At 63.4% G+C, this 20294-nt stretch carries 17 protein-coding genes; 9 read left to right on the top strand and 8 right to left on the bottom strand.

Annotated features, from left to right (window positions below; genetic code table 11):
* Positions 1-13: 13 nt before the first annotated feature.
* Entirely contained in the window at positions 14-787 is a 774-nt protein-coding gene (locus AC07SZ_RS19810; RefSeq protein ID WP_171883347.1) for a response regulator, read from the top strand.
* 93 nt (positions 788-880) lie between these two features.
* Positions 881-2965 (top strand): ATP-binding protein, encoded by a 2085-nt coding sequence (locus AC07SZ_RS19805; protein WP_056575876.1) that lies wholly within the window; start codon positions 881-883, stop codon positions 2963-2965.
* Positions 2966-3084: 119 nt separating this feature from the next.
* Here the strand turns inward: AC07SZ_RS19805 and AC07SZ_RS19800 are convergent, their stop codons facing one another.
* On the bottom strand, positions 3085-3495 hold the full coding sequence (locus AC07SZ_RS19800; protein ID WP_056575874.1) for a hypothetical protein: 411 nt from the start codon (positions 3493-3495) through the stop codon (positions 3085-3087).
* 497 nt (positions 3496-3992) lie between these two features.
* On the opposite strand from AC07SZ_RS19800, the gene AC07SZ_RS19795 reads away from it, so the two are divergent.
* On the top strand, positions 3993-5195 hold the full coding sequence (locus tag AC07SZ_RS19795) for an aromatic ring-hydroxylating oxygenase subunit alpha (protein ID WP_056575872.1): 1203 nt from the start codon (positions 3993-3995) through the stop codon (positions 5193-5195).
* 156 nt (positions 5196-5351) lie between these two features.
* Here the strand turns inward: AC07SZ_RS19795 and AC07SZ_RS19790 are convergent, their stop codons facing one another.
* Positions 5352-5969: a TetR/AcrR family transcriptional regulator gene (locus tag AC07SZ_RS19790; RefSeq protein WP_494915521.1), complete on the bottom strand. Its 618-nt coding sequence runs from the start codon at positions 5967-5969 to the stop codon at positions 5352-5354.
* 116 nt (positions 5970-6085) lie between these two features.
* Here AC07SZ_RS19790 and AC07SZ_RS19785 point away from each other — a divergent pair, with 116 nt between their 5' ends.
* On the top strand, positions 6086-7117 hold the full coding sequence (locus AC07SZ_RS19785; protein ID WP_494915520.1) for an aldo/keto reductase: 1032 nt from the start codon (positions 6086-6088) through the stop codon (positions 7115-7117).
* A gap of 74 nt (positions 7118-7191) precedes the next feature.
* Here the strand turns inward: AC07SZ_RS19785 and AC07SZ_RS19780 are convergent, their stop codons facing one another.
* Positions 7192-8607 carry an aminotransferase gene (locus tag AC07SZ_RS19780; protein ID WP_494915519.1) on the bottom strand — a complete coding sequence of 472 codons (1416 nt, stop codon included), beginning with the start codon at positions 8605-8607 and terminating at the stop codon, positions 7192-7194.
* Positions 8608-8875: 268 nt separating this feature from the next.
* On the opposite strand from AC07SZ_RS19780, the gene AC07SZ_RS19775 reads away from it, so the two are divergent.
* The 3 genes from AC07SZ_RS19775 (at position 8876) to AC07SZ_RS19765 (ending at position 11752) form a co-directional block, all read left to right on the top strand.
* On the top strand, positions 8876-9793 hold the full coding sequence (locus tag AC07SZ_RS19775) for an ABC transporter permease (RefSeq protein WP_494915518.1): 918 nt from the start codon (positions 8876-8878) through the stop codon (positions 9791-9793).
* The gene (locus AC07SZ_RS19770; RefSeq protein WP_056575866.1) at positions 9790-10611 is read left to right on the top strand and encodes an ABC transporter permease; all 822 of its coding nucleotides are present in this window, start codon (positions 9790-9792) and stop codon (positions 10609-10611) included. Before AC07SZ_RS19775 ends, AC07SZ_RS19770 begins: the two co-directional genes overlap by 4 nt.
* 67 nt (positions 10612-10678) lie before the next feature.
* Entirely contained in the window at positions 10679-11752 is a 1074-nt protein-coding gene (locus AC07SZ_RS19765; protein ID WP_056575864.1) for an ABC transporter ATP-binding protein, read from the top strand.
* Here the strand turns inward: AC07SZ_RS19765 and AC07SZ_RS19760 are convergent.
* From AC07SZ_RS19760 to AC07SZ_RS19740, 5 genes are all read right to left on the bottom strand, one after another.
* The gene (locus AC07SZ_RS19760) at positions 11716-13026 is read right to left on the bottom strand and encodes a flavin monoamine oxidase family protein (protein WP_494915517.1); all 1311 of its coding nucleotides are present in this window, start codon (positions 13024-13026) and stop codon (positions 11716-11718) included. The two genes, AC07SZ_RS19765 and AC07SZ_RS19760, sit on opposite strands and share 37 nt — an antisense overlap.
* A complete protein-coding gene (locus AC07SZ_RS19755) occupies positions 13023-14099 on the bottom strand; it encodes an extracellular solute-binding protein (protein ID WP_056575860.1) in 1077 nt (358 codons plus the stop codon). Before AC07SZ_RS19755 ends, AC07SZ_RS19760 begins: the two co-directional genes overlap by 4 nt.
* A 111-nt stretch (positions 14100-14210) precedes the next feature.
* Positions 14211-15293, bottom strand: a complete 1083-nt coding sequence (locus AC07SZ_RS19750; protein WP_027041849.1) for an ABC transporter substrate-binding protein — start codon at positions 15291-15293, stop codon at positions 14211-14213.
* Between the two features lie 48 nt (positions 15294-15341).
* Complete coding sequence (gene betI / locus AC07SZ_RS19745) at positions 15342-16028, bottom strand: transcriptional regulator BetI (protein ID WP_056575858.1); 687 nt, start codon at positions 16026-16028, stop codon at positions 15342-15344.
* A gap of 6 nt (positions 16029-16034) precedes the next feature.
* Complete coding sequence (locus AC07SZ_RS19740; RefSeq protein ID WP_494915516.1) at positions 16035-16829, bottom strand: class I SAM-dependent methyltransferase; 795 nt, start codon at positions 16827-16829, stop codon at positions 16035-16037.
* A gap of 278 nt (positions 16830-17107) precedes the next feature.
* Here AC07SZ_RS19740 and AC07SZ_RS19735 point away from each other — a divergent pair, with 278 nt between their 5' ends.
* Both AC07SZ_RS19735 and AC07SZ_RS19730 read left to right on the top strand, forming a co-directional pair.
* Entirely contained in the window at positions 17108-18727 is a 1620-nt protein-coding gene (locus AC07SZ_RS19735; RefSeq protein WP_172371995.1) for a phytoene desaturase family protein, read from the top strand.
* Entirely contained in the window at positions 18714-20294 is a 1581-nt protein-coding gene (locus AC07SZ_RS19730; protein ID WP_494915515.1) for a phytoene desaturase family protein, read from the top strand. The genes AC07SZ_RS19735 and AC07SZ_RS19730 overlap by 14 nt, the downstream gene beginning before the upstream one ends.

The following is a 20294-nucleotide window of genomic DNA, read 5'->3' as shown; positions in this document are numbered from 1 at the left end:
AGTGCTGGACATGATGTTTATACCCAATCTACTTTCCACTGAAAGTGGGAGCGAGTGCATCGTGCGGGCAAGAATTGTTATCGTCGAGGACGAGCCCGACCTGAGGGATGCGGTTGCCGAATATCTCGGCGCCGCCGGCTATGACGTGGCGACCGCGGAAACCGCGGCCGCCGCGCGCAGCCTAATCGAGACGCAACCCTTCCATCTGGCCATCCTCGACATCGCCATGCCGGGCGAGGACGGGCTGTCGCTTGGCCGTTGGCTGCGCTCGAAAATGCCGATCGGCATCATCTACGCGACCGCCGCCGGCACCGCGCTCGACCGCATCGTGGGGCTGGAACTCGGGGCCGACGACTACATCGTCAAGCCATACGAATTGCGCGAAGTGCTGGCCAGGGTCCGCAGTGTGCTGCGCCGCGTTCCGCAGCCGACGGAGCTGCTCGACAGGAAAGCGAAGACGGACCGCCGCTCGGTAGCCTTCGGCCCGTTCCAGGCCGATCTCGACGGCAGGCTGGTCACCGGCGCCAATGGTGCCGTGATCGACATGGCCAAGAGCGAATTCGACGTGCTGGAGGTCTTCCTGACCCGCGCCAACCGGCTGCTGACGCGCGCCGCGATCTCGGAGGCCATCGGCTTCACCGAGGATCCGGAATCGTCGCGCGCCGTCGACATCCGCATCATGCGCCTGAGGAAGAAGATCGAGATGGACCCAGCCAACCCGAAATTCCTGCGCACGGTGCGCGGCGAAGGCTATATCTTCTCGCTGCCGACCGGCGACGGCAACTGAGCGCCGGCCCACAGGGTTCAGGCTCGCAGCCGTTGCTCGCCGATCGAATTTGGGTCGATCGAATTGGCAATGACCTTGGAATAACGGCTGACAATGACGGGCGAAGCAACAAGCACGGATACGGGTTTCAGGCAGGGCGCGGCGATGGCGGCCGTGCGCGTGGTTCGTCGGCTGCGCGAGGCCGGCGACTGGCAGCGCGAAATGGACGGGATATTGGAAACGCTGTGCCGGGCCATCGAATGCCAGCGCGGCATCCTGTTCCGCTTGCGTGAGCTGCCTGGCCAGGGTTTTGCCCAGTCGGTGTCCGCCTACTGGATCGACCCCGACTTCGGTGGAGAACTGGCCTCGCCGACCGTCATCATGCAGTCGATCGTCAACTCCGATCCGCTGTTGGAGCGCGTGGCCGAGGACGAACGGCAAGGCAAGATCTTCGCCGGGCACACGCGCAACCTCGAAGGCTTCCTGAGAACCGATTTCGAAAAGCAGAGCATCAAGTCGTTCCTGTCGGTGTCGGTCTTCGCACATGGCCATCTGTGGGGCACGCTGGCCGTCAATGACTGCGTCGGCGAGCGCGAGTGGACCGACGAGGAAGAGGCGACGCTGCATATCATCGCGCTCGCCATCGGCGATGCCATCGAACATTCGCCTTCCGACGCCCATGCCAGCGAAGTCATCCGGCGAACCATGCTGCAGGCCTCGCTCGACGCCATCATCGTCATCGACGAGGCCGGATCGATCATCGAATTCAATCCTGCCGCCGAAAAGATGTTCGGCTTCCGGCGCAGCGACATCCTCGGCAAGGACCTGCTCGACACCGTCGTGCCCGTATACTACCGCAAGGGCTATTCCTCGGGCGCCGACTACATGTCGGGCCGCGGCGCGCCCATGGTTGGCCAGCGGCTCGAGACCGTGACGCAGAATGCCGCGGGCGAGGTGTTTCCAATCGAACTGACGGCGACCGAGATGCGCGTCGCCGACCGCCGCCTGATCTTCGGCTCGATCCGCGATTTGCGCGACAGGCTACGGGCCGAGGAAGAGATCAACCGGCAGCGCGAGAAACTGCACCAGAACGAGAAGATGGCAGCGATGGGCTCGCTGCTCGCGGGCGTTTCGCACGAGCTCAACAACCCGCTGGCGGTGGTGGTCGCTCAATCGACACTGCTGCATGAATTCGCCACCGACCCGCAGACCAAGGTTCGTGCCGAGAAGGTCCGCGCCGCCGCCGAGCGCTGCGGCCGCATCGTCAAGAGCTTCCTCTCCATGGTGCGCCTGCATCCCGCGGCGCAGGCCGAGACCGATCTCAACGAGGTGATCCGCGCCGCGCTCGAGGTGACAGCCTATGGCGCCCGCTCGAGCGGCATCATCATCGACACCGATTTCGCGCCCGGCCCGCTGCTGGCCATGGCGGACGCCGACCATGTGACGCAGGTGGCCGCCAACTTTTTGATCAACAGCCAGCATGCGCTTGCCGGCATTGCCGGGGACCGACTGATCAAGGTGCGGACATTCCGCACCGATCGCGGCAATCCCGGCTTTTCGGTCGAGGACAACGGGCCCGGCATTCCCGAAGCGATCCGCAACCGCATCTTCGAGTCCTATTTCACCACCAAGCCCGTTGGTGTGGGCACCGGCATTGGCCTGTCGATCTCGAAATCGATCATCGAACGGCACAATGGCAATGTCTGGTTCGAGGAGGTTCTCCCCAGAGGCGCGCGTTTCGTCGTCCATCTGCCGGCCATCTCGGCGGGCATCGCCGCCGCCGGCGAAACGCAGCCACGCTCGAGCGGACTGCGCCATGCCTTGATCATCGACGACGAACCTGATGTCGCCGGCTCGCTGTCGGACATTCTCGAACTGATGGGCATCAAGTCGCGGATCGCGCCTGTCTGGGTATCGGGCACCGCCACCTTGAGCGGCCACATGCCACCGGACATCGTCTTTTCGGACCTGCGCATGCCCGGCACATCGGGCATTGCGATCTACCGCGAACTGCTCGCCGAGAGGCCTGACCTCGCACGACGTTTCGTGCTGGTCACCGGCGATCTGATCGGCGCCAAGGCGGAAATCGAGGCCTTGCCGGCGCAGCAGCGGCCGCAGATCCTGGAAAAGCCGTTCAGCACGCTGGACGTGCGCAGCGTGCTTTCAATGATTGCCGAGCAGGCGGCGTTGAAAGGGTAAAAAAGAGGCTCCCGGCCGACTGAGCGGCGGGAGCCGAAGAGAGCGCTGGAGGAGCGCTCGGGGAGGTCAGAGCATGATCCCGAATGGGAACGGGTTTCGGGGTCACGCTTCGACGGAAATCAGAAAATGTTTGGCGTGTTGGTCAGCGGTGCGGCATTGGCGATCATGCGGATCGCGCGGGCCTTGTGCGTGCCGGACTGCTCGGCGATAGCGCGCAGGCAATCCACGCTCTCGGCGCCCCAAGCCTGCCCCTTGCAGGCGAAATCGAGCGTCGGCATTGGCAGGCGCGCGGTCTTGATTGTCGTCGGCGCGCCGTCGACGATGTTGGCTGGCGGGTTCAACGAAGCGAAGGCCGGCCCGACTGTCGGCGCAAGCGCCATGCCGACGAAGGCGCAAGCAGCCAGTCCCATGAACATAGCCATCGGGTGGTCGCTGGCGCGTTGGCGCAGCGCCAGTTTCGGGCGTCGGTCAGCGCGCTCTGGAGCCTGGAAGCGGTGCTCGCCGCTGATGATCTTGACTTTCGCATGCATTGCCTTCCCCTTCGCTGCGTTTCTTTTTGGCGATGAAACGAACTTACTCGCGCTTTGTAACAGCACGAACGTGGTGTCGATCTAGCAATGTAACCAGGTTGAAACAGAAGTTTCGGGCAAAATCGGGCAAAATCGGTCAGCTCGGCTCACATTTGGCCGAGGCAAGCGAACCTCAGCCCAAGTCCCACACGCGATCCCGGCCCCAAGCGCCTGCCGAACAGCAGATCGGCCGGGGTGCGGAGAGCGCTTTCTGCTTCCGGCCATGCGTCTTGCCTTTCGGTTTCCGCGCCTCGGGAAATCGTGCCGGGACGGCGTCTCGGAACCGAGGCTAACACCCGGATTCTCCGCGATTTTCCTGGGCAGCAGCCGTATCGAATTCGGCCGAAGGCGATGCTCCTATCCCGCCTCAGAACCAGCCGTATTTTCACAAGCCATTGCATTTCAATGGGAAATATGCTTTTATTGAATGGTTATTCAACAACAAGAAGAGACGTTTTATGAACCCGCACCTCCGTGACGTGGCGATCCCCAACGATTGGGACCGGCGGGGACTACCGGGCTGGAGTTACCATTCCGATGCCCTTCTCGAGCTCGAGAAGGAGCATGTTTTCCGCAACCACTGGCAGATCGTCGGCCATGTTTCCGACATCCCGAACGCCGGCGATTACCTGACCATGGACGTGGTCGGCGAACGCGCCCTCATCGTGCGCGGCAAGGATGGCGTCGTGCGCGGCTTCAACAACATGTGCCGCCATCGCGGCAGCCGCGTCGTCGCCGACAGCCAGGGCAATTGCAAGAACGCGCTGGTGTGCCCGTTCCATGGCTGGGTTTACAATCTCGACGGAACGCTGCGCGGCGCCGCGCGCCCGCGCTCGTTCCCCGACCTCGACAAGACCGAGTTCGGCCTGATGCAGCTCGATCTCGAAATCTGGATGGGCTTCATTTTCATCCGCTTCCGCAATGGCGGCCCGCAGCCTTCGGTCGCCGAGCTGATGAAGCCGATCGAGCCCGAATTCGCGCACTACAATGCCGCCGACATGGTGCCGTCCTGGGGCATCTGGACCCAGAAGACGCCGGTCAACTGGAAGTCCGTGCGCGATGTCGACAATGAGGGCTATCACGTCGCCATGGCGCATCCCGCCTTGCAGGATCTCTATGGTGCGACCTATTTCGACGAGCCCTTCATCAATGGCGTGTCGCGGTCCTTCGCCACCTACAACCCGCATGCCGGCCGCCGCTGGAGCGTCAGGAACTACGTCAAGATCGCGCCCGAGCCGACGCATCTGCCGGACTATCTGAAGAAGGCCTGGGTCTATTACGGCATTTTCCCCAATGCGGTCATTTCGGTGATGCCGGAATCCGTGCAGTTCTACCAGGAGTTTCCGTTGTCGACGGGGCAGACCCTGCTGCGCGGCGCGATCTACCGTTACCGCGACGAAAGCCGCGAGCAGGCCGCCGCAAGATACCTGTCCTTCCGCATCGACCGCGACACCATGTCGGAAGATGTGCAGCTGTCCGTGTGGTCGAACGAATCCATGCTGTCCGAGGCCTTCGAAGGCTTCTATCTCTCAGACTTGGAATACGGTGTGCGCACCCACCACGACCATCTGCGCAAGATGCTGCCGGTGCTGGGCCTCGAGACCGCGCCCGAGGAGAAGGACATGTGGAATCTGAACGACGCGCTCAGGTCGCGATCCTAGATCAGTTCACTATTTCACGGAAACGGCGAACCGCTCTGGCTATTTGTTGTCAAGCAATTGCGGACGGAAAACCGTTTCATACTTTCCCGGAACTGCGCCCGGTGGGGCGCAACCGGAGCCCGCGCGGGCCTGGCGCGCTTCAGACCGTTTGGCCCGCTACGACGACTTCGCGCCGTGGCGCAGCCCGTCGACGAGGAGGGCGACCATGCGCTCCGCGCGGCCGCTTCCGGCATTGTGGGCCGACATGCACAGGCTCGCCACCGCGCCCAGAAGCTCGTCGGCATCGACATCGGCGCGAATCTCACCAGCGTCGGTCGCGGTCTTCAGAAGCGTGCGCAGGGCAGGCCGCAGCCTCTGGTCAAAGTAACCCGGCAGACTGTCGAACACCGGATCTCCCGAGTGCAAGGCCTTGGCGAGCCCACGCTTGGCCGCGACGAAGGCCGCGTATCGCTGCATCCAGTTCGCCAGCGCGTCGAAGGGCTTATGCCCGGCCGACAGGACGGAAGCTGCGTCCGCGCAGGCATCGATCTCGCGGCGGAAGACGGCGGCGATCAGGTCGGAACGCTGCGGAAAGTGCCGATAGACGGTGCCGATGCCGACACCTGCTCTTTCCGCGATCTCGCGCACCGGCGCATCCACGCCGGAGCTAGCAAACACCGACAGGGCCGTCTGGAGCAGCGTGTCGAGATTGCGCCGAGCATCGGCGCGCACGCGCCGGTCGGCGCGGGCTGGAGGCTCCAGGCCACTATCTGAATCGTCTGTCCGGTCGTTCACGACACACCCGCTTGCAAAACGGAACATTGTTCCGTATAAAACGGAATACTGTTCCGCTTAGGCTGAATAGCACAGCAAGGCAGTGCTGGCCACAACCCTGCACCAAGGAGAACGTCATGCACTACCGCACACTGGGACGAACCGGCATCAAGGTCAGCCCTTACTGCCTGGGCGCGATGATGTTCGGCGGACTGGGCAATCCCGACCACGACGATTGCATCCGCATAATCCACAAAGCCCTGGATCACGGCATCAACTTCATCGACACCGCCGACCGGTATAGCCGCGGCGAGTCGGAGGAGATCGTCGGCAAGGCGCTGAAGGGCCGTCGCGACAACATCGTGCTGACCACCAAGGTGAATGGGCCCATGGGGGAAGACGCGAACAGCCAGGGCAATTCACGACGCTGGATCATGCAGGCTGTGGAGGCGTCGCTGCGCCGCCTGCAAACCGACCATATCGATCTCTACCTTATCCATCGGCCGGCGCCGGACACAGACATCGAGGAAACGCTTTCCGCGCTCACCGATCTGATGCGCGCCGGCAAGGTGCGGGCGATCGGATCCTCGACCTTCCCGGCCTCCGAGATCGTCGAGGCCCAATGGGTCGCCGAGCGGCGCGGGCTAGCCCGTTTCCGCACGGAACAGCCGCCATATTCGATCCTCGATCGCGGCATCGAGCGCGACGTGCTTCCCACCTGCGAGCGACATGGAATGGGAGCGATGGTCTGGAGTCCATTGTCGAAAGGCATGCTTACCGGACGTTACCGCAAGGGGCAGAAGATGCCCGACAGCCTGCGGGTGAAATACATGCCCAGGCAAATGTCGGATGAGCGCAGCCTGGATGCGGTCGAGCAACTCATCCCCTTGGCGAACGAAGCCGGACTGTCACTCACCCACATGGCGATGGCTTTCGTCATGGCTCATCGCGGCGTGACATCGGCCATTCTTGGACCGCGCACGATGCAGCATCTCGACGATCTGCTCGCCGGCGCCGAGGTTCGCCTCGGCGACGGCATCCTGGATCGGATCGATCAGATCGTCCCGCCGGGAACCGATGTCGGACTGAATGAGGCCAACTACAACCCGCCGGCGATCCTGCAAGCCGATCAGCGCCGCCGGCCTGCCGGCGAACGCGCCGCTGCATAGATCCGCAAGGTCGGAGGAGATCACCTGCCCAACAGGCACCTTCTCCCCGTGAGACGGGGAGAAGAAGGACAGCTTTACCCCTGCCACACGCCTTCCCGACGCAGGTCATCCATCGTGCGTGAAATGCCTTCGCGCAGGATTCCGACCATGTCGTCGATCTGCTCGCGCGTGATGATCAGCGGCGGCGACATCACGCACATGTTGATCAGCGGACGCACCAGCAGGCCAAGCTCATGGCAATGGCCGTCGATGCGTTTGCCGACATCCTTGTCGAGTTGCAGCGGGTCCTTGCTTTCGCGGTCGGCGACGCATTCCACGCAGCCCATCAGTCCCATGCCGCGCACCTCGCCAACCAACGGCAGGTCTTCCAGCGTCCTCAGCTGCGCCTGGAAATAGGGGGCGACCGCCTGCGTGTGCGCAAGCACGCTTTCTTCCAGCAGGTCGAGGTTCTTCAGCGCCACGGCGCAACCGACCGGGTGGCTGGTGTAGGTCAGGCCATGGCCGAACATCGCATCGGGATGGTTCGAGCGGCGCAGTTCTTCAAGCAGCCGTTCCGAGATGATGACGCCACCGAGCGGAAAATAACCCGAGGTGACGCCCTTGGCGAAGGTGATCATGTCGGGGTCGATGCCGAACACGTCGCCCGAGGCGAAGACATGGCCAAGCCGGCCAAAGCCCGTCACCACCTCGTCGGAGACATAGAGGATGTCGTTGTCGCGGCAGATCTCGCGGATGCGCCCGAGATAGCCATCGGGCGGCACGACAACGCCGCCGGAGGCCTGCACCGGCTCGCCGACGAAAGCGCCTATTCTGTCGGCGCCGACACGGGCGACCGTGTCGCGGAACTGGTCGACGAGGAAATCGGTGAAGGCGGCAAGGCTCATGCCTTGCGGACGGCGGAACGGATCGGGCGAGGACAGCTTGATCACCAGCTCGTCGGCACCATCCATCCAGTCGCGGTCGCGCGGGCGGCCGTTGAGCGAGGCCGACAGGTAGGTCGAGCCATGATAGGCGCCGCCGCGCGACAGGATCAGCTTCTTTTCCGGGCGGCCGCGCACATTGTTGTAGAACTGCATGAAGCGCAGTGCCGTCTCCACGGCCGAAGAGCCGCCGGTGGTGTAGAAGACATGGCTGAGATCGCCCGGCGCATGGCCGGCGATGCGCATGGCAAGCTCCGCCGACGGCGCGTTCATCGTGTACCAGGGCGTGTTGTAGGAAAGCGCCATCGCCTGGTCATACATCACCTTGGCCAGCTCCTCGCGGCGGTGGCCGACATTGACGCACCACATGCCGGCCGGCCCGTCGATCAGCCGCTTGCCGGTGTTGTCGGTGATGTAGATGCCGTCGCCCTCGCCGATCAGCGCGCGTGCTTCCGCACCGACGGAACCGGCATAAGGCCAGGGCTGGATGAGATGGTGCTTGGCCAGTTCGATGGCATCGCCGCCGGCGTCGGCGGTCTCGGTCGCCCTTGGATCTCTCGCAGCCGCCATGATCCCCTCCACATCATCTCGTCGATTTCTTCTCGGCCATGCAATCCAGCGTCAAATGCCGAAAATCCGGGCTTTCTTCACTTCATTTTGAATGTCCGTTCAATCAATATTGCAGAAATAGCGCTTGATTTCAATCCTCGGATACGGGCATGATGAAAGAAAGCCGGCAAGGGGAACAACAAGTCGGCGCCAGCACAATGGGATGCCGCATGGCGGAACAGTCCAGGCCAGCAACCGAAATCACGCCCGGAGCCCCCGGAGCCTGGCAATGACGGCGGCGGCGGAAGGGTCGCCCCCGCTGCGCATGACGCGGGCCAGGCGAAATGCCCTTCTGCGGTCCGAGCCCGTACAGGGCTTCGCCCTGATCAGCCCGACCTTTCTCTATGCGCTGATCCTGCTGGTGCTGCCGATCCTGGTGGTCATCGCCCATTCGTTCTGGACGCAGCACTACCTGACCATCGACCGCACCTTCACGCTGGAGAATTACCGCGTCGCGCTGACCGAACCGATCTATCGGGATCTGTTGTGGCGCTCGCTCTACATCTCGCTGACGGTGAGCTTGCTCACCGTCATCCTCGCCTACCCGATCGCCTACTTCATTTCCTTCCATGGCGGCCGTCACAAGAGCCTGTGGCTGTTTCTCATCACCATCCCGTTCTGGACCAGCTATCTCCTGCGCGTCATGTCCTGGAAGGTCATCCTTGGCTACAATGGCGTCCTGAATTCCGGCCTGATGGGCCTCGGCATCATCGATGAGCCGTCGACGGCCCTGCTCTACAATTCGAGCGCCGTCATCATCACGCTCACCCATGCCTGGGCGGCCTTCGCCATCCTGCCGATCTTCGTCTCGCTGGAGAAGGTCGACCGCACGCTGGTCGAAGCGGCCACCGACCTTGGCGATGGCCCCTTGCGTTCGTTCCTGCGCGTGACCTTGCCGCTGTCGGCGCCGGGCGTCATCTCGGCGGCCCTGATCGTCATGATCCCGACCGTCGGCGATTACGTCACGCCGAAGCTGGTCGGCGGCAAGGACGGCGTCATGATCGCCAATGCCATCCAGGCGCAATTCGGCAAGGCCGCCAACTGGCCGCTGGGTGCCGCCCTTTCCGTCACCACCATGCTGATCGTCACCTTGATGGCAGGGGCCACGGTGCTGATCATCCGCGCCCTGCAGAGGCTGGCACGATGAGGACGCGGCGTTTCCTGTCGGGCGGCTGGCTGTCCGTCTATGCGTTCCTCTATATCGTCTTCCTCTATCTGCCCGTCATCTTCCTGCCGATCTTCTCGATCAACACCGCACCTACGCCGAAATTCCCGCTCACCGGCTTCACCTTGCAATGGTATGCCGATCTGCCGCACACGCCGGCCCTGCTCGACGCCGCCTGGAACAGCCTCAAAGTCGGTGTCTGCGCATCGGTTCTCGCCACCGTGCTCGGCATCCTCGCCGCCCGCTCGATCACCCGCTACCGCTATCCCGGCCGCCGCACCATCAACGGCTTGATCATGGCACCGCTGGTGCTGCCCGAGGTGATCGTCGCCATCTCCATGCTGCTGGTGATGCTTCAGCTGGGCTTGAGCCTGTCGCTGTTCACCGTCGTGCTCGGCCATGTGCTGGTCTGCATCCCCTATTCGATGACGGTGCTGACCTCCGGTTTCGAAGGCTTCGACCGCAGCCTGGAGGAAGCCTCCGCCGACCTTGGTGAAAGCGCCTTCGGCACCTTCCGGCGGGTGACGCTGCCGATGGTGGCGCCGGCCATCATCTCCAGCCTGCTCGTCTGCTTCACCATCTCGCTCGACGAATTCATCATCGCCTTCTTCCTGACCGGCACCGAGGCGACGCTGCCGATCTACATCTGGGGCCAGTTGCGCTTCGCCTCGAAACTGCCAGGCGTGCTGGCGCTGGGCACGCTGCTGCTCGTTGCCTCTTTCCTGCTGATGACCGTCGCCGAAATCCTGCGTCGCCGCGCGGCCAGACGCACCCAGAACGAGGGAGGCCTCTATGCCTGAACAGCCGCAGATCGAGCGCCCTCAATCCGATCGGGCCCAGTCTGATCGGGCCCAGTCCGATCGAGCGATGATCGAGATCCGCAACGTCACCCGCAGCTATGGATCGTTCAAGGCGCTGGACGATGCGTCCCTGACCATCCGGGAGGGCGAATTCTTCTCGCTGCTCGGGCCGTCCGGCTGTGGCAAGACCACGCTTTTGCGCATGATCGCCGGCTTCGACAACCCGACCAGCGGTTCGATCGCGGTCGGCGGCCAGCCGATGGAAGGCATCCCGGCCAATCGACGGCCGACCAACATGGTGTTCCAGAGCTATGCGATCTTCCCGCACCTCAATGTCGAGCAGAATGTCGCCTACGGTCTGAAGCGGCTGAAATTGCAGGGTGGCGAAGAGAAGCGCCGCGTCGAGGAGGCATTGGCGCAGGTTTCGCTGACCGGCCTTGGCAAGCGGCTGGCCACCGAACTGTCAGGCGGCCAGCGCCAGCGCGTGGCGCTTGCCCGCGCACTGGTGATGCGGCCCAAGGTGCTGCTGCTCGACGAGCCGCTGTCGGCGCTCGACAAGAAGCTGCGCGAGCAGATGCAGGTCGAACTGCGCCGCCTGCAGCAGGCCGTCGGCATCACCTTCGTGCTGGTCACCCACGACCAGTATGAGGCGCTCGCCATGTCCGACCGCATCGCCGTCATGTTCGGCGGCAGGATCGCGCAGGTCGCCTCGCCCAAGGAGATCTACCAGCGGCCGGTCAACCGCCAGGTCGCCGACTTCCTCGGCGGCATGAACTTCGTCAAGGCCGAGATCGTCGAGGAGAGCGGCGCCTCATTGATCGTCGACACGTTGGGCTTCGGCCGCGTCAAGACCGACAAGCCGAAGGCTTTCGTGCGCAATGGTGGCGCCGCCACGCTCGGCATAAGGCCCGAGCGCCTGCGCGTTTTATGGGACAATGCCACGGCAAAATTCGAGGTCGCCGGCAAGGTGGTCGAACGCCACTATTTCGGCGAGATCACCCATCTGATCGTCGAGATACCCGGACTGGAAAAGCCGCTATCGGTGACCGAGACCAACGATTTCGGCGCCGACGACATTCCCGTCGGCACCCCGATCCGCCTTGCCTACGATCCCGAGGCGCTGGTGGCGATGGGCGACTGAAGCAGCGCCAGGATCTTGCGCGCCGCGATGCGCCCGGCGACGATCGCCCCTTCGACATAGCCGGGGAATGACGGCGACAGTTCCGAAGCGGCGAAATGAACCGGCGGCGCACCCGCGAGCATCGTCCGCTCGGCATCCCTGGCCGTCACGTCGACGATGAGGTCGCTATAGGCGCCGCCGCTCCAGCGATCCTCAATCCAATCGCGTGAACTGAAATCAAGCATATCGCCGGCATCCGGACCGAGCGCGTCCTGCAATCGTGCCGTCACTTCCGCACGAAGTGCCGTTTTACTCAGCCCCCGCCAGCGCAGCGCGAGCGGTCCGCCGATGAAGACGACGAGCGCGGCATGCTCCGCATCCTTGCTGGCATCGCAGGCGAACAGTCCCGGCAGGTCGCGCCACATCACCATGCCGCTCAAACCCTGCTCGCGCCAGAATGGCCTGGGATAGCGCACCAGGATCTTGATCACCGCGCCGCTTTCCCAGACGCCAAGCGCCGTCGCGAGTCTCGTCGGCAAGGCCGGTGCGAAATCGAGCTTCGCGGCTGTTGCCGGCGGCAGCGCGATCAGCACGTGGCGCGCTTCGATCACGCCATTGCCCGTGACGACACGAACGCCTTGCGGCCCATGCTCGATGCGCGTGACTGGTTCGTTCAACCGCATCTGGTCGCCGAGATCGCCAGCAAGATCCTCGGCCAGCGACTGCATGGTCTCGCGCAGGGAATATTGCAATTCCGGCACTTCGTTGGTGATGCGGCGGTCATTGTCGATCAGATACCAGAGCGGCACCTTGTCCATCGGCAGGCACCACAGGCCTTCGATCATCGAGCGGAAGGCCGTCTTGGCATCGATGGGATCACGCTGCTGTTCCAGCCAGGCCGCGACACTCATGCCCTCTATGGAGGTGTCGTCCGGCTCGATGCGGTTCATGCGTTCGCGGATCGCCATCGCGCCGTGATAGGTCTGCTTGGCGTCCCTGGCCGGCATTGGCGGATGGGTGATGAAATCGCCCTCGACATAGGTGGCGACGAATGTCTTGCCGCGTGCCTTCGCCAGCGCCATCACTTCCGGCATGTCCTCGCACAGGAACTGGCCGCCGCTGTCGATGCGTTCGCCAAATCCATTGCGGACCGCCTCGACCCGTCCACCGGCACGGTCGCGCGCTTCAAGCAGCAGGAAGCCTATGCCGGCCTGCTTCAACTCAAGTGCGGCCGACAGGCCGGTGAAGCCGGCACCGACGATGACGACGTCGGCTCTTTCCAGTTCGCTCGTCAATATCCGGCCTTGATCTTCTCGAATTCGTCGACCATGCGCTTCTTCAGATCAGGCGCGACCGGCTGCTGGAACAGCGTCTTGTCGAGGAACTTGTCGATGTCGTCGAAACCGCGCTCGGCCAGCACCTTGTGATCGATCGCGGCCATGCCGGCACTGTTGCCATGGCCGTAACCGAATGTCGTGACCATGTATTTCGAAATATCGGGCGCGTTGACCGCGTTCAGGAAATCATAGGCCTGGTCGAGCTTGCCCGGCGCATCCTTCATCAGCACGTAGCCGCACACCCAGGTCGACATGCCTTCCTTGGTATCGCGGTTCATGGCGACGGGAACGCCTTGCCCGCTCATCGCGATCAGTGTCTGGCCCCAGCCCCAGGCGAGGTCGACCTCATTGCCGGAAAAAGCCTGGTCGATATCGCTCGAGTCGGTCCAGTAGAGACGGATGTTCTTGTGCACCTGGCGCAGGAAATCGGATGCCTCCTTGAATTGCGCGTCGGTCATCTTGGTCCAGTCCTTGAGGCCGATCACCAGGCTCGCCAGCGCATAGGCGTCGTCGACATTGTCGCCGATGGTGACGCGGCCCTTGAATTTCGGATCGGCAAGGATCCGCAGCGACTGCGCCTCATCGGCCGTCACGTTGTCGGTGCGGTAGAGCAATGCCGTATTGCCCCAGTCGAACGGCATGAACCAGGCCTTGCCGTCCTCGGTGGTGGCGAGGTTCTTCATCGCCATGATGCCGGGATTGAGGTCTTTCCAGCCGGCAATCCGGGAGGTGTCGAGCGGCTGCAACAGCCCCGCGTCGCGCCACTTCGCCACGCTTTGCGAACAGGGATGCGCGATATCGGCCTTGAAGCCCGCCCGCATCTTCTCGAAGGCTTCATCCTCGTCGCCAAAGAAGGCGAAGGTCGGCTCGGCGCCGTGTTTGGCGGTGTAGGCCGGATGCAGCAGCGGGTCCTCGTAACCGGACCAGTCGAACACCACGAGATCGCCGCCGCCTTCCGCCCAGGCATAGACCCCGCCGGCGCCGATCATGCAGGCGGCGGCAAGTGCAAGGCGGCGTAGCATTGGCGTCATGGCGAAACTCCCCCTTCACGAAAAAGCTGCCGCGAGGTTAGGAGAAATCATCTGCTTTGGCGAGGGTCGTCCGCTGCACCGAGGCGGCAGCGGACGGACCGTGGAACCAGCTCAGTACCCGGCTTTGATCTTCTCGAATTCGGCGATCATCTTCAGTTTGAGATCGGACGGCAGCGGCGACTGGAACAGCGTCTTGTCGACGAATTTCTGCACGTCGTCATAGCCCTTTTCCTTCAGGATCGCCTGGTCGACGCCAGCCATGCCCTTGGCATTGGCCTGGCCATAGCCCCAGTCCTTGACCAGCACCTTGGCGGTCTCCGGATCGTTGACGGCGTTGAGATAATCATAGGCCTTGTCGATATTGCCGGGCGCGTCCTTGAACAGCACGTAGCCGCAGACCCAGGTCGAGATGCCTTCATTGGTGTCCTTTACGGACTTGATCGGCACGCCTGCCTTGACGGATTGCACCGTCGCATCGTTCCAGGCCCAGGCGAGGTCGACCTCGCCACCGCTCAACAACTGGACGATATCGGTGGTGTCGGTCCAGTAGGAGCGGACGTTCTTGTGCACCTGGCGCAGGAAGTCGGACGCCTGCTTGAACTGGTCGTCCGTCATCGTGGTCCAGTCCTTCATGCCGATGGCAAGCGCGGCCAGCGCATAGGCATCGTCGACATTGTCGCCGATCGACACCCGGCCCTTGAACTTCGGATCTGCGAATGCCTTCAGCGACTGCACGTCCTTGGCGTCGATCTTGGAGGAGTTGTAGGTGAGCTGCGTGTTGCCCCAGTCCCAGGGCATGAACCACGCCTTGCCATCGTCGGTCGTGGCGAGGTTTTTCATCGCCATGATACCGGGATTGAGGTCCTTCCAGCCCGTGATCTTCGAGGTATCAAGCGGCTGCAGCAGCCCGGCTTCGCGCCACTTCGTCACGCTCTGCGAGCAGGGGTGACCGAGATCGGCCTTGAAGCCGGAACGGACCTTCTCGAACGCCTCGTCCTCGTCGCCGAAGAAGGCGAAGGTCGGCGAATCGCCGTTCTTCTCGACATATTTCGGATGGAAGCTCGGGTCCTCGTAGCCGGACCAGTCGAACACGATCAGGTCCTTGTCCGCGGCGACGGCGAACGCTGCCGCCGAAGCCGCAAGCGCGCCGCCCAGCGCCAATGTCAATGTCAGGCGTCGGCTGAGTTTCTTCATGCTGTTCCATCCTCTTTTGGTCTTGCCGGTCTTGGCGGCCGGCTGTTGCTAACCGTAATGCTTCGGGAAGGCCGCGGCCAAAAAAGCATTGGCCGCCTGCAAGGCTGTTTCGCGCGTTGTGTCCTCGGTGCCCATCATCAGCCGCAGCCACAGACCTTCCAGCATGGCCGACAGCGCCAGCGCCATCACCTGCGGCTCATAGGCATACGCGCCGCTCTGCTTGAGCGCCGTGCAGAGATCGATGAAGACCTGCTGGTAATAATTATCGCGCGAACTGCTCAGCGCCTGATAGGTCGGCCGCGACTTGGCCTCGCCCCAGAAGGCCAGCCAGGCAGCGAGCTTGCGCTTGTTGCAGATCGAGCGGTCGAAGTCGGCCCACACCAGCTGCTGCAGCTGCCGTGCCGGATCGTCGCCTGCTTTCTGCAGTGCGGCGCGCCAATGCGCCGAGTACTCATCATACATATGCTGCAGCGTCGCGATCAGCAGCTTTTCCTTGCTCTCGAAATGGAAGTTGACGATGCCACGCGAGAGGCCGGCGCCATCGGCGACATCGGCCATCGTCGTCTCGGCGTAACCGCGCCTGGCCAGCGAATCGATCGTTGCCTCGATCAGCTGCAATTGACGGACCTCCTTCGAAGCCTTGCGGCCGCGCTTTTCGGCGTCGCTCTTTCGCGTCGTTTCGGCGAGAACGTCCCTGGCCTCGGAAGTCTTCATGGATGTGACGGTCTCCAGCATTGCCGGCTATCCAACCGGCTTCCAACCGCGCAGATGAGTGGGACGGTGCTCGCCACTGTCAAGCACCTTCTGCATTGCCTCCCAGGTCTTGATGTTCTTGTCGACATAGCCCGCGCCGACCGCGGCGGCAGCCTGGCGGTAGAGCGGTCCCTTGAGCCGTGCGAGTTCCCCGCGCGCCACCTCCCGGTACCACGGGTTGCGGTCGCGCACGGTGATGTCGGCAAAGCCCGCGCTTCGCATCGCCTGCGCATAGCGCGCCGGCGATGCCATGGTGAAGGACAGCCCCTCGGCGGCGACATAGGCTTTCATCTCAGGCGAGGGTTCGCCGTCATGCCCGATCATCCAGTTGGACGCGGCAAAGACGCCGCCCGGCTTCAGCACACGAAAAATCTCGGCGAACAACGCGTCCTTGTCAGGCACATGCAGCAGCGCATCCTTGGAGAAGACGACATCGAAGGAACGATCGGTGAAAGGCAGCGGTCCGGGAAGCGATTGAACGAAGTTGACGCGATTTGCGAAGCCACGCACTGCTGCTCGCCGTCTGGCCGCTTCGATCACCGGCTGCTCGACATCGAAGCCGGTGGCGTGAGCGGCGCCATGGCGCTCGACCAGATGCAAGGTGATGCCGCCGGAGCCGCAGCCGATATCGAGGACCGTCTTGCCGTTGAGCGAAATCCCTTCGACCACCCGGTCGACCTCGCCGGGACCGCCTGGCGACAGGTAGCCCTCGCCCCACAGCGCCTCGAGGAAGCGGATCGCGGTGTCGTCATACTCCGGCTCGGCATCTGCCGTTTCGATCATCAGCCCTCGATCCCCAATCGATGATTGCCCAGTTCGAACGCCGGCAAAGCCTAGCGCATGCCGGGGAAAACGCAACATCATTTGTTGAACATTCATTCAGAATGACTGGACAAAACAGCTGATGCCATGCCAAATTCCGCATATTCGGGAACAGATCACGCAAAAATGAACAGCGGGTCGCGGAGCGCAATTCCAGGAAAAGTGTGAGCGGTTTTCCCGGAAAAGCCGCACAGCGCTTTCCCCTGGGAATTGCGTGGAAACAAAGAGACTGGGCCACAATGAAAGCTTGGGACGCGATCGTCATCGGCGGCGGACACAACGGCCTGGTCAACGCCTGCTATCTGCAGCGCGCCGGGCTCGACGTGCTGGTGGTGGAGAAGAACGACTGGGTAGGCGGTGCCGCCACCAGCCGCGAACTGACGCCGGGCTTCCTCTACTCCAACTGCTCCTATGTCTGCTCGCTGTTCCGCCCCGAAATCATGCGCGACCTGGAACTGCCGCGCTTCGGCCTGCAGGTCATCTCCTATGAGGGCGGCGCGGTATTCACCCGCGACGGCGACTACCTCGCCAACTACCGCGACCATGATGCGCACCGGCGCGAATTCGCCCGATTCTCCAAACGCGACGCTGAAGCCTATGACCGCTACGCCCGCGACGTGACGCGGCAGTGCCGTTTCATCCAGCCACTTTTGATGCGCACCGCGCCCGACCCGACCAGCCTCAAGCCGCGCGACCTCGGCGAGTTGCTTTATCTTGGCAGGAAGTTTGCCGGCCTGTCGGCGGAAGAAATGGCGCTGACGCTGCGCTTCTGGACCATGTCGATCTCGGACTTCCTCGACGAGTATTTCGAGACCGACGTCATCAAGGCAAACTTCGCTCTGTCCGGCATCATCGGCACCGCGCTCGGGCCGATGTCGCCCGGCACCGCTTACGTGCTGCTGCACCACTATATGGGCGAGGTCGACGGCTCGGTCGGCGCCTGGGGCTATGCGCGCGGCGGCATGGGCGCGGTCACCAAGGCGCTGGCCGCGTCGTTCAAGGCCTCGGGCGGCACCATCCGCACCGGCGCCGAGGTCGACCATGTGCTGGTCCAACGCGGCAAAGCCAAAGGCGTGGTGCTGGCCGGCGGCGAGGAGATTTACGGCAAGCTCGTCGTCTCCAATGCCGACGTGAAGCGCACCTTCCTGAAGCTTGTTGAGGAAAAGGAATTGCCCGACATTTTCCTGCGCCGGGTCAGGAATTTCAAGATCCGCGGCTCCTCCGGCAAGGTCAACATCGCGCTCGATTCGCTACCGGAATTCCCGGCGCTGCCGAAGGATTCGCCGGTCTATCGCGGCGACATGCATTTCACAGATTCGATGGAGCGCATGGAGCGCGCCTATGACGACTGGAAGGCCGGGCGCTGGTCGGCCGATCCTTTCCTCGACATGGTGATCCCGACCACGCTCGACCCGACCATGGCGCCGCCGGGCAAGCACTTCATGAGTTGCTTCGTGCAATACGCGCCACCCAAGGTGAACGGCCGCGAATGGGCCGATGCCGATCGCGACGGCTTCGCCGAGAGCGTGATTGCGCAGATATCAGAGTATTCGCCGGGCTTCCGCGACCGCATCGTCCACATGGAGGTGCGCACGCCGCGCGAGATCGAAGCCGAGGTCGGCCTCACCGAAGGCAACATTTTCCAGGGCGAACTGACCTTCGACCAGCTTCTGTTCAATCGCCCGGTGCCGGGCTACGCGCAATACCGCTCGCCGGTCGGCGGCCTCTATATGTGCGGCTCCTCCACCCATCCGGGAGGCGGCGTCATGGGCGCGCCCGGCCGCAATGCCGCCGCCGAAATCCTGCGCGATCTCGCCAAATCCACCTCGCATATGAGTCCGGCCCATGACGTCATTTGATGCACCAAGATGGGATGTGCTTGTCATCGGCGGCGGCCACAATGGTCTCGTCGCCGCGGGCACGCTGGCGAAAGCAGGTCGCAAGGTGCTCCTGCTGGAAGCGGGCAGCGAAACCGGCGGCGCCGCTCGCACCGAGGAGTTCGCGCCGGGCTTTCGTGTCTCGTCGATCGCCCATGTGCTGAACCGTCTGCATCCCGACGTGGTGAAGACGCTGGAGCTGGAGAAACACGGGCTCAAAGTCGCCCGCGCGGACTTCCTGCCATCGGTGGCACTGTCGAAGGACGGCCCATCGCTGGTCCTGCATGGCGCCTATGGCGAAGTGCTGACCGGCACCAGTTCCTCCGAGCAATCGGCCTGGAAGGAATTGCGTGCGCAGCTGCTGCGTTATGCCGGCATCCTGAAGCCGTTCCTCTCCCGCCGCGCGCCCGATCTTGCCGGCATGTCGCTGCTCGAGACCGCCTCACTCGGCCAGACCGCGCTGGCGCTGAAAAAGCTCGGCAAGGAAGACCTGCGCGACTTCCTGCGCGTGCTGCTCATGAACGTCGCCGACCTGCTCGACGAACAGCTTGCAGACGACAGGCTGAAAGGCCTGCTCGCCTTCGACGCGACGCTCGGCAGCCATCTCGGCCCGCGCTCGCCGACCTCGCTGCTCGGCCTCTACTATCGCCTCGCCGGCGAGACCGGCGGGGCATCCGGAGCACAGATGCTGCCGCAAGGCGGTATGGGCGCCGTTGTCGCCGCCATCCGCGCGGCGGCGGAAATGGCCGGCGTCACCATCCGGACATCGGCGCCGGTCGGAAAGATCATCGTGGAGAAAGGCCGCTCCGTCGGCGTCGCGCTCGACACTGGCGAGGAGCTGCGCGCCAGGACGGTCATCTCCGCCATCAATCCGGCGACAACTTTCCTCGACCTTGTCGGGCCGCGCGAGCTCGACACCGGCTTCGTGCGCAAGGTGAAGAACATTCGGATGAAAGGCGACGCGGCGAAACTCAATCTGGCGCTCGATCGGCCGCCGCAATTCGCCGGCGTCGATGCCGCCGGCCACAAGGGCAGGCTGGTCATCGCGCCTTCGCCCGATCATGTCGAACGCGCCTTTAATCCGTCCAAATACGGCGAGTTCTCACCTGAGCCGGTGATGGAGATCACCCTGCCCAGCCTTGCCGATCCATCGCTGGCACCTGCTGGGGCCTGTGTGTTGTCGGCTGTGGTGCAATACGCGCCCTATGCACTGAAGGAAGGTTGGGCTGCCGGCAAGCCGAAATTCCTCAAGGCTGTCCTGGCGCAGCTCGAGGCTTACGCGTCGGGCATCGGCAAGAGCGTTGTCCATGCCGAGTTGCTGACGCCGGCCGATATCGAGACGCGTTACCGCATGCCGGGCGGCCACTGGCACCACGGCGAATTGCAGGCCGACCAGATGCTGATCTCGCGTCCCGTCTCGGGCTGGTCCGGCTACGACACGCCGCTTGAAGGATTGTTCCTTGCTGGTGCCGGCTCGCATCCCGGAGGCGGTATCTCCGGCGCACCCGGGCTCAACGCCGCGCGGCGCATCATCGCGATGAAGAGGTAG

The sequence above is a fragment of the Mesorhizobium sp. GW821-FHT07A06 genome, assembly GCF_059419085.1.
The sequence above is the reverse complement of the archived record's forward strand: the minus strand, read 5'-3'. Positions and strand labels throughout refer to the sequence as shown.

What these genes read in the sequence shown, in the direction of transcription:
- AC07SZ_RS19810 (WP_171883347.1), top strand. Translation starts at nt 14, where the DNA reads ATGTTTATACCCAATCTACTTTCCACTGAAAGTGGGAGCGAGTGCATC.
- AC07SZ_RS19805 (WP_056575876.1), top strand. Translation starts at nt 881, where the DNA reads ATGACGGGCGAAGCAACAAGCACGGATACGGGTTTCAGGCAGGGCGCG.
- AC07SZ_RS19800 (WP_056575874.1), bottom strand. Translation starts at nt 3,495, where the DNA reads ATGCATGCGAAAGTCAAGATCATCAGCGGCGAGCACCGCTTCCAGGCT.
- AC07SZ_RS19795 (WP_056575872.1), top strand. Translation starts at nt 3,993, where the DNA reads ATGAACCCGCACCTCCGTGACGTGGCGATCCCCAACGATTGGGACCGG.
- AC07SZ_RS19785 (WP_494915520.1), top strand. Translation starts at nt 6,086, where the DNA reads ATGCACTACCGCACACTGGGACGAACCGGCATCAAGGTCAGCCCTTAC.
- AC07SZ_RS19780 (WP_494915519.1), bottom strand. Translation starts at nt 8,607, where the DNA reads ATGGCGGCTGCGAGAGATCCAAGGGCGACCGAGACCGCCGACGCCGGC.
- AC07SZ_RS19775 (WP_494915518.1), top strand. Translation starts at nt 8,876, where the DNA reads ATGACGGCGGCGGCGGAAGGGTCGCCCCCGCTGCGCATGACGCGGGCC.
- AC07SZ_RS19770 (WP_056575866.1), top strand. Translation starts at nt 9,790, where the DNA reads ATGAGGACGCGGCGTTTCCTGTCGGGCGGCTGGCTGTCCGTCTATGCG.
- AC07SZ_RS19765 (WP_056575864.1), top strand. Translation starts at nt 10,679, where the DNA reads ATGATCGAGATCCGCAACGTCACCCGCAGCTATGGATCGTTCAAGGCG.
- AC07SZ_RS19755 (WP_056575860.1), bottom strand. Translation starts at nt 14,099, where the DNA reads ATGACGCCAATGCTACGCCGCCTTGCACTTGCCGCCGCCTGCATGATC.
- AC07SZ_RS19750 (WP_027041849.1), bottom strand. Translation starts at nt 15,293, where the DNA reads ATGAAGAAACTCAGCCGACGCCTGACATTGACATTGGCGCTGGGCGGC.
- betI (WP_056575858.1), bottom strand. Translation starts at nt 16,028, where the DNA reads ATGCTGGAGACCGTCACATCCATGAAGACTTCCGAGGCCAGGGACGTT.
- AC07SZ_RS19740 (WP_494915516.1), bottom strand. Translation starts at nt 16,829, where the DNA reads ATGATCGAAACGGCAGATGCCGAGCCGGAGTATGACGACACCGCGATC.
- AC07SZ_RS19735 (WP_172371995.1), top strand. Translation starts at nt 17,108, where the DNA reads ATGAAAGCTTGGGACGCGATCGTCATCGGCGGCGGACACAACGGCCTG.
- AC07SZ_RS19730 (WP_494915515.1), top strand. Translation starts at nt 18,714, where the DNA reads ATGACGTCATTTGATGCACCAAGATGGGATGTGCTTGTCATCGGCGGC.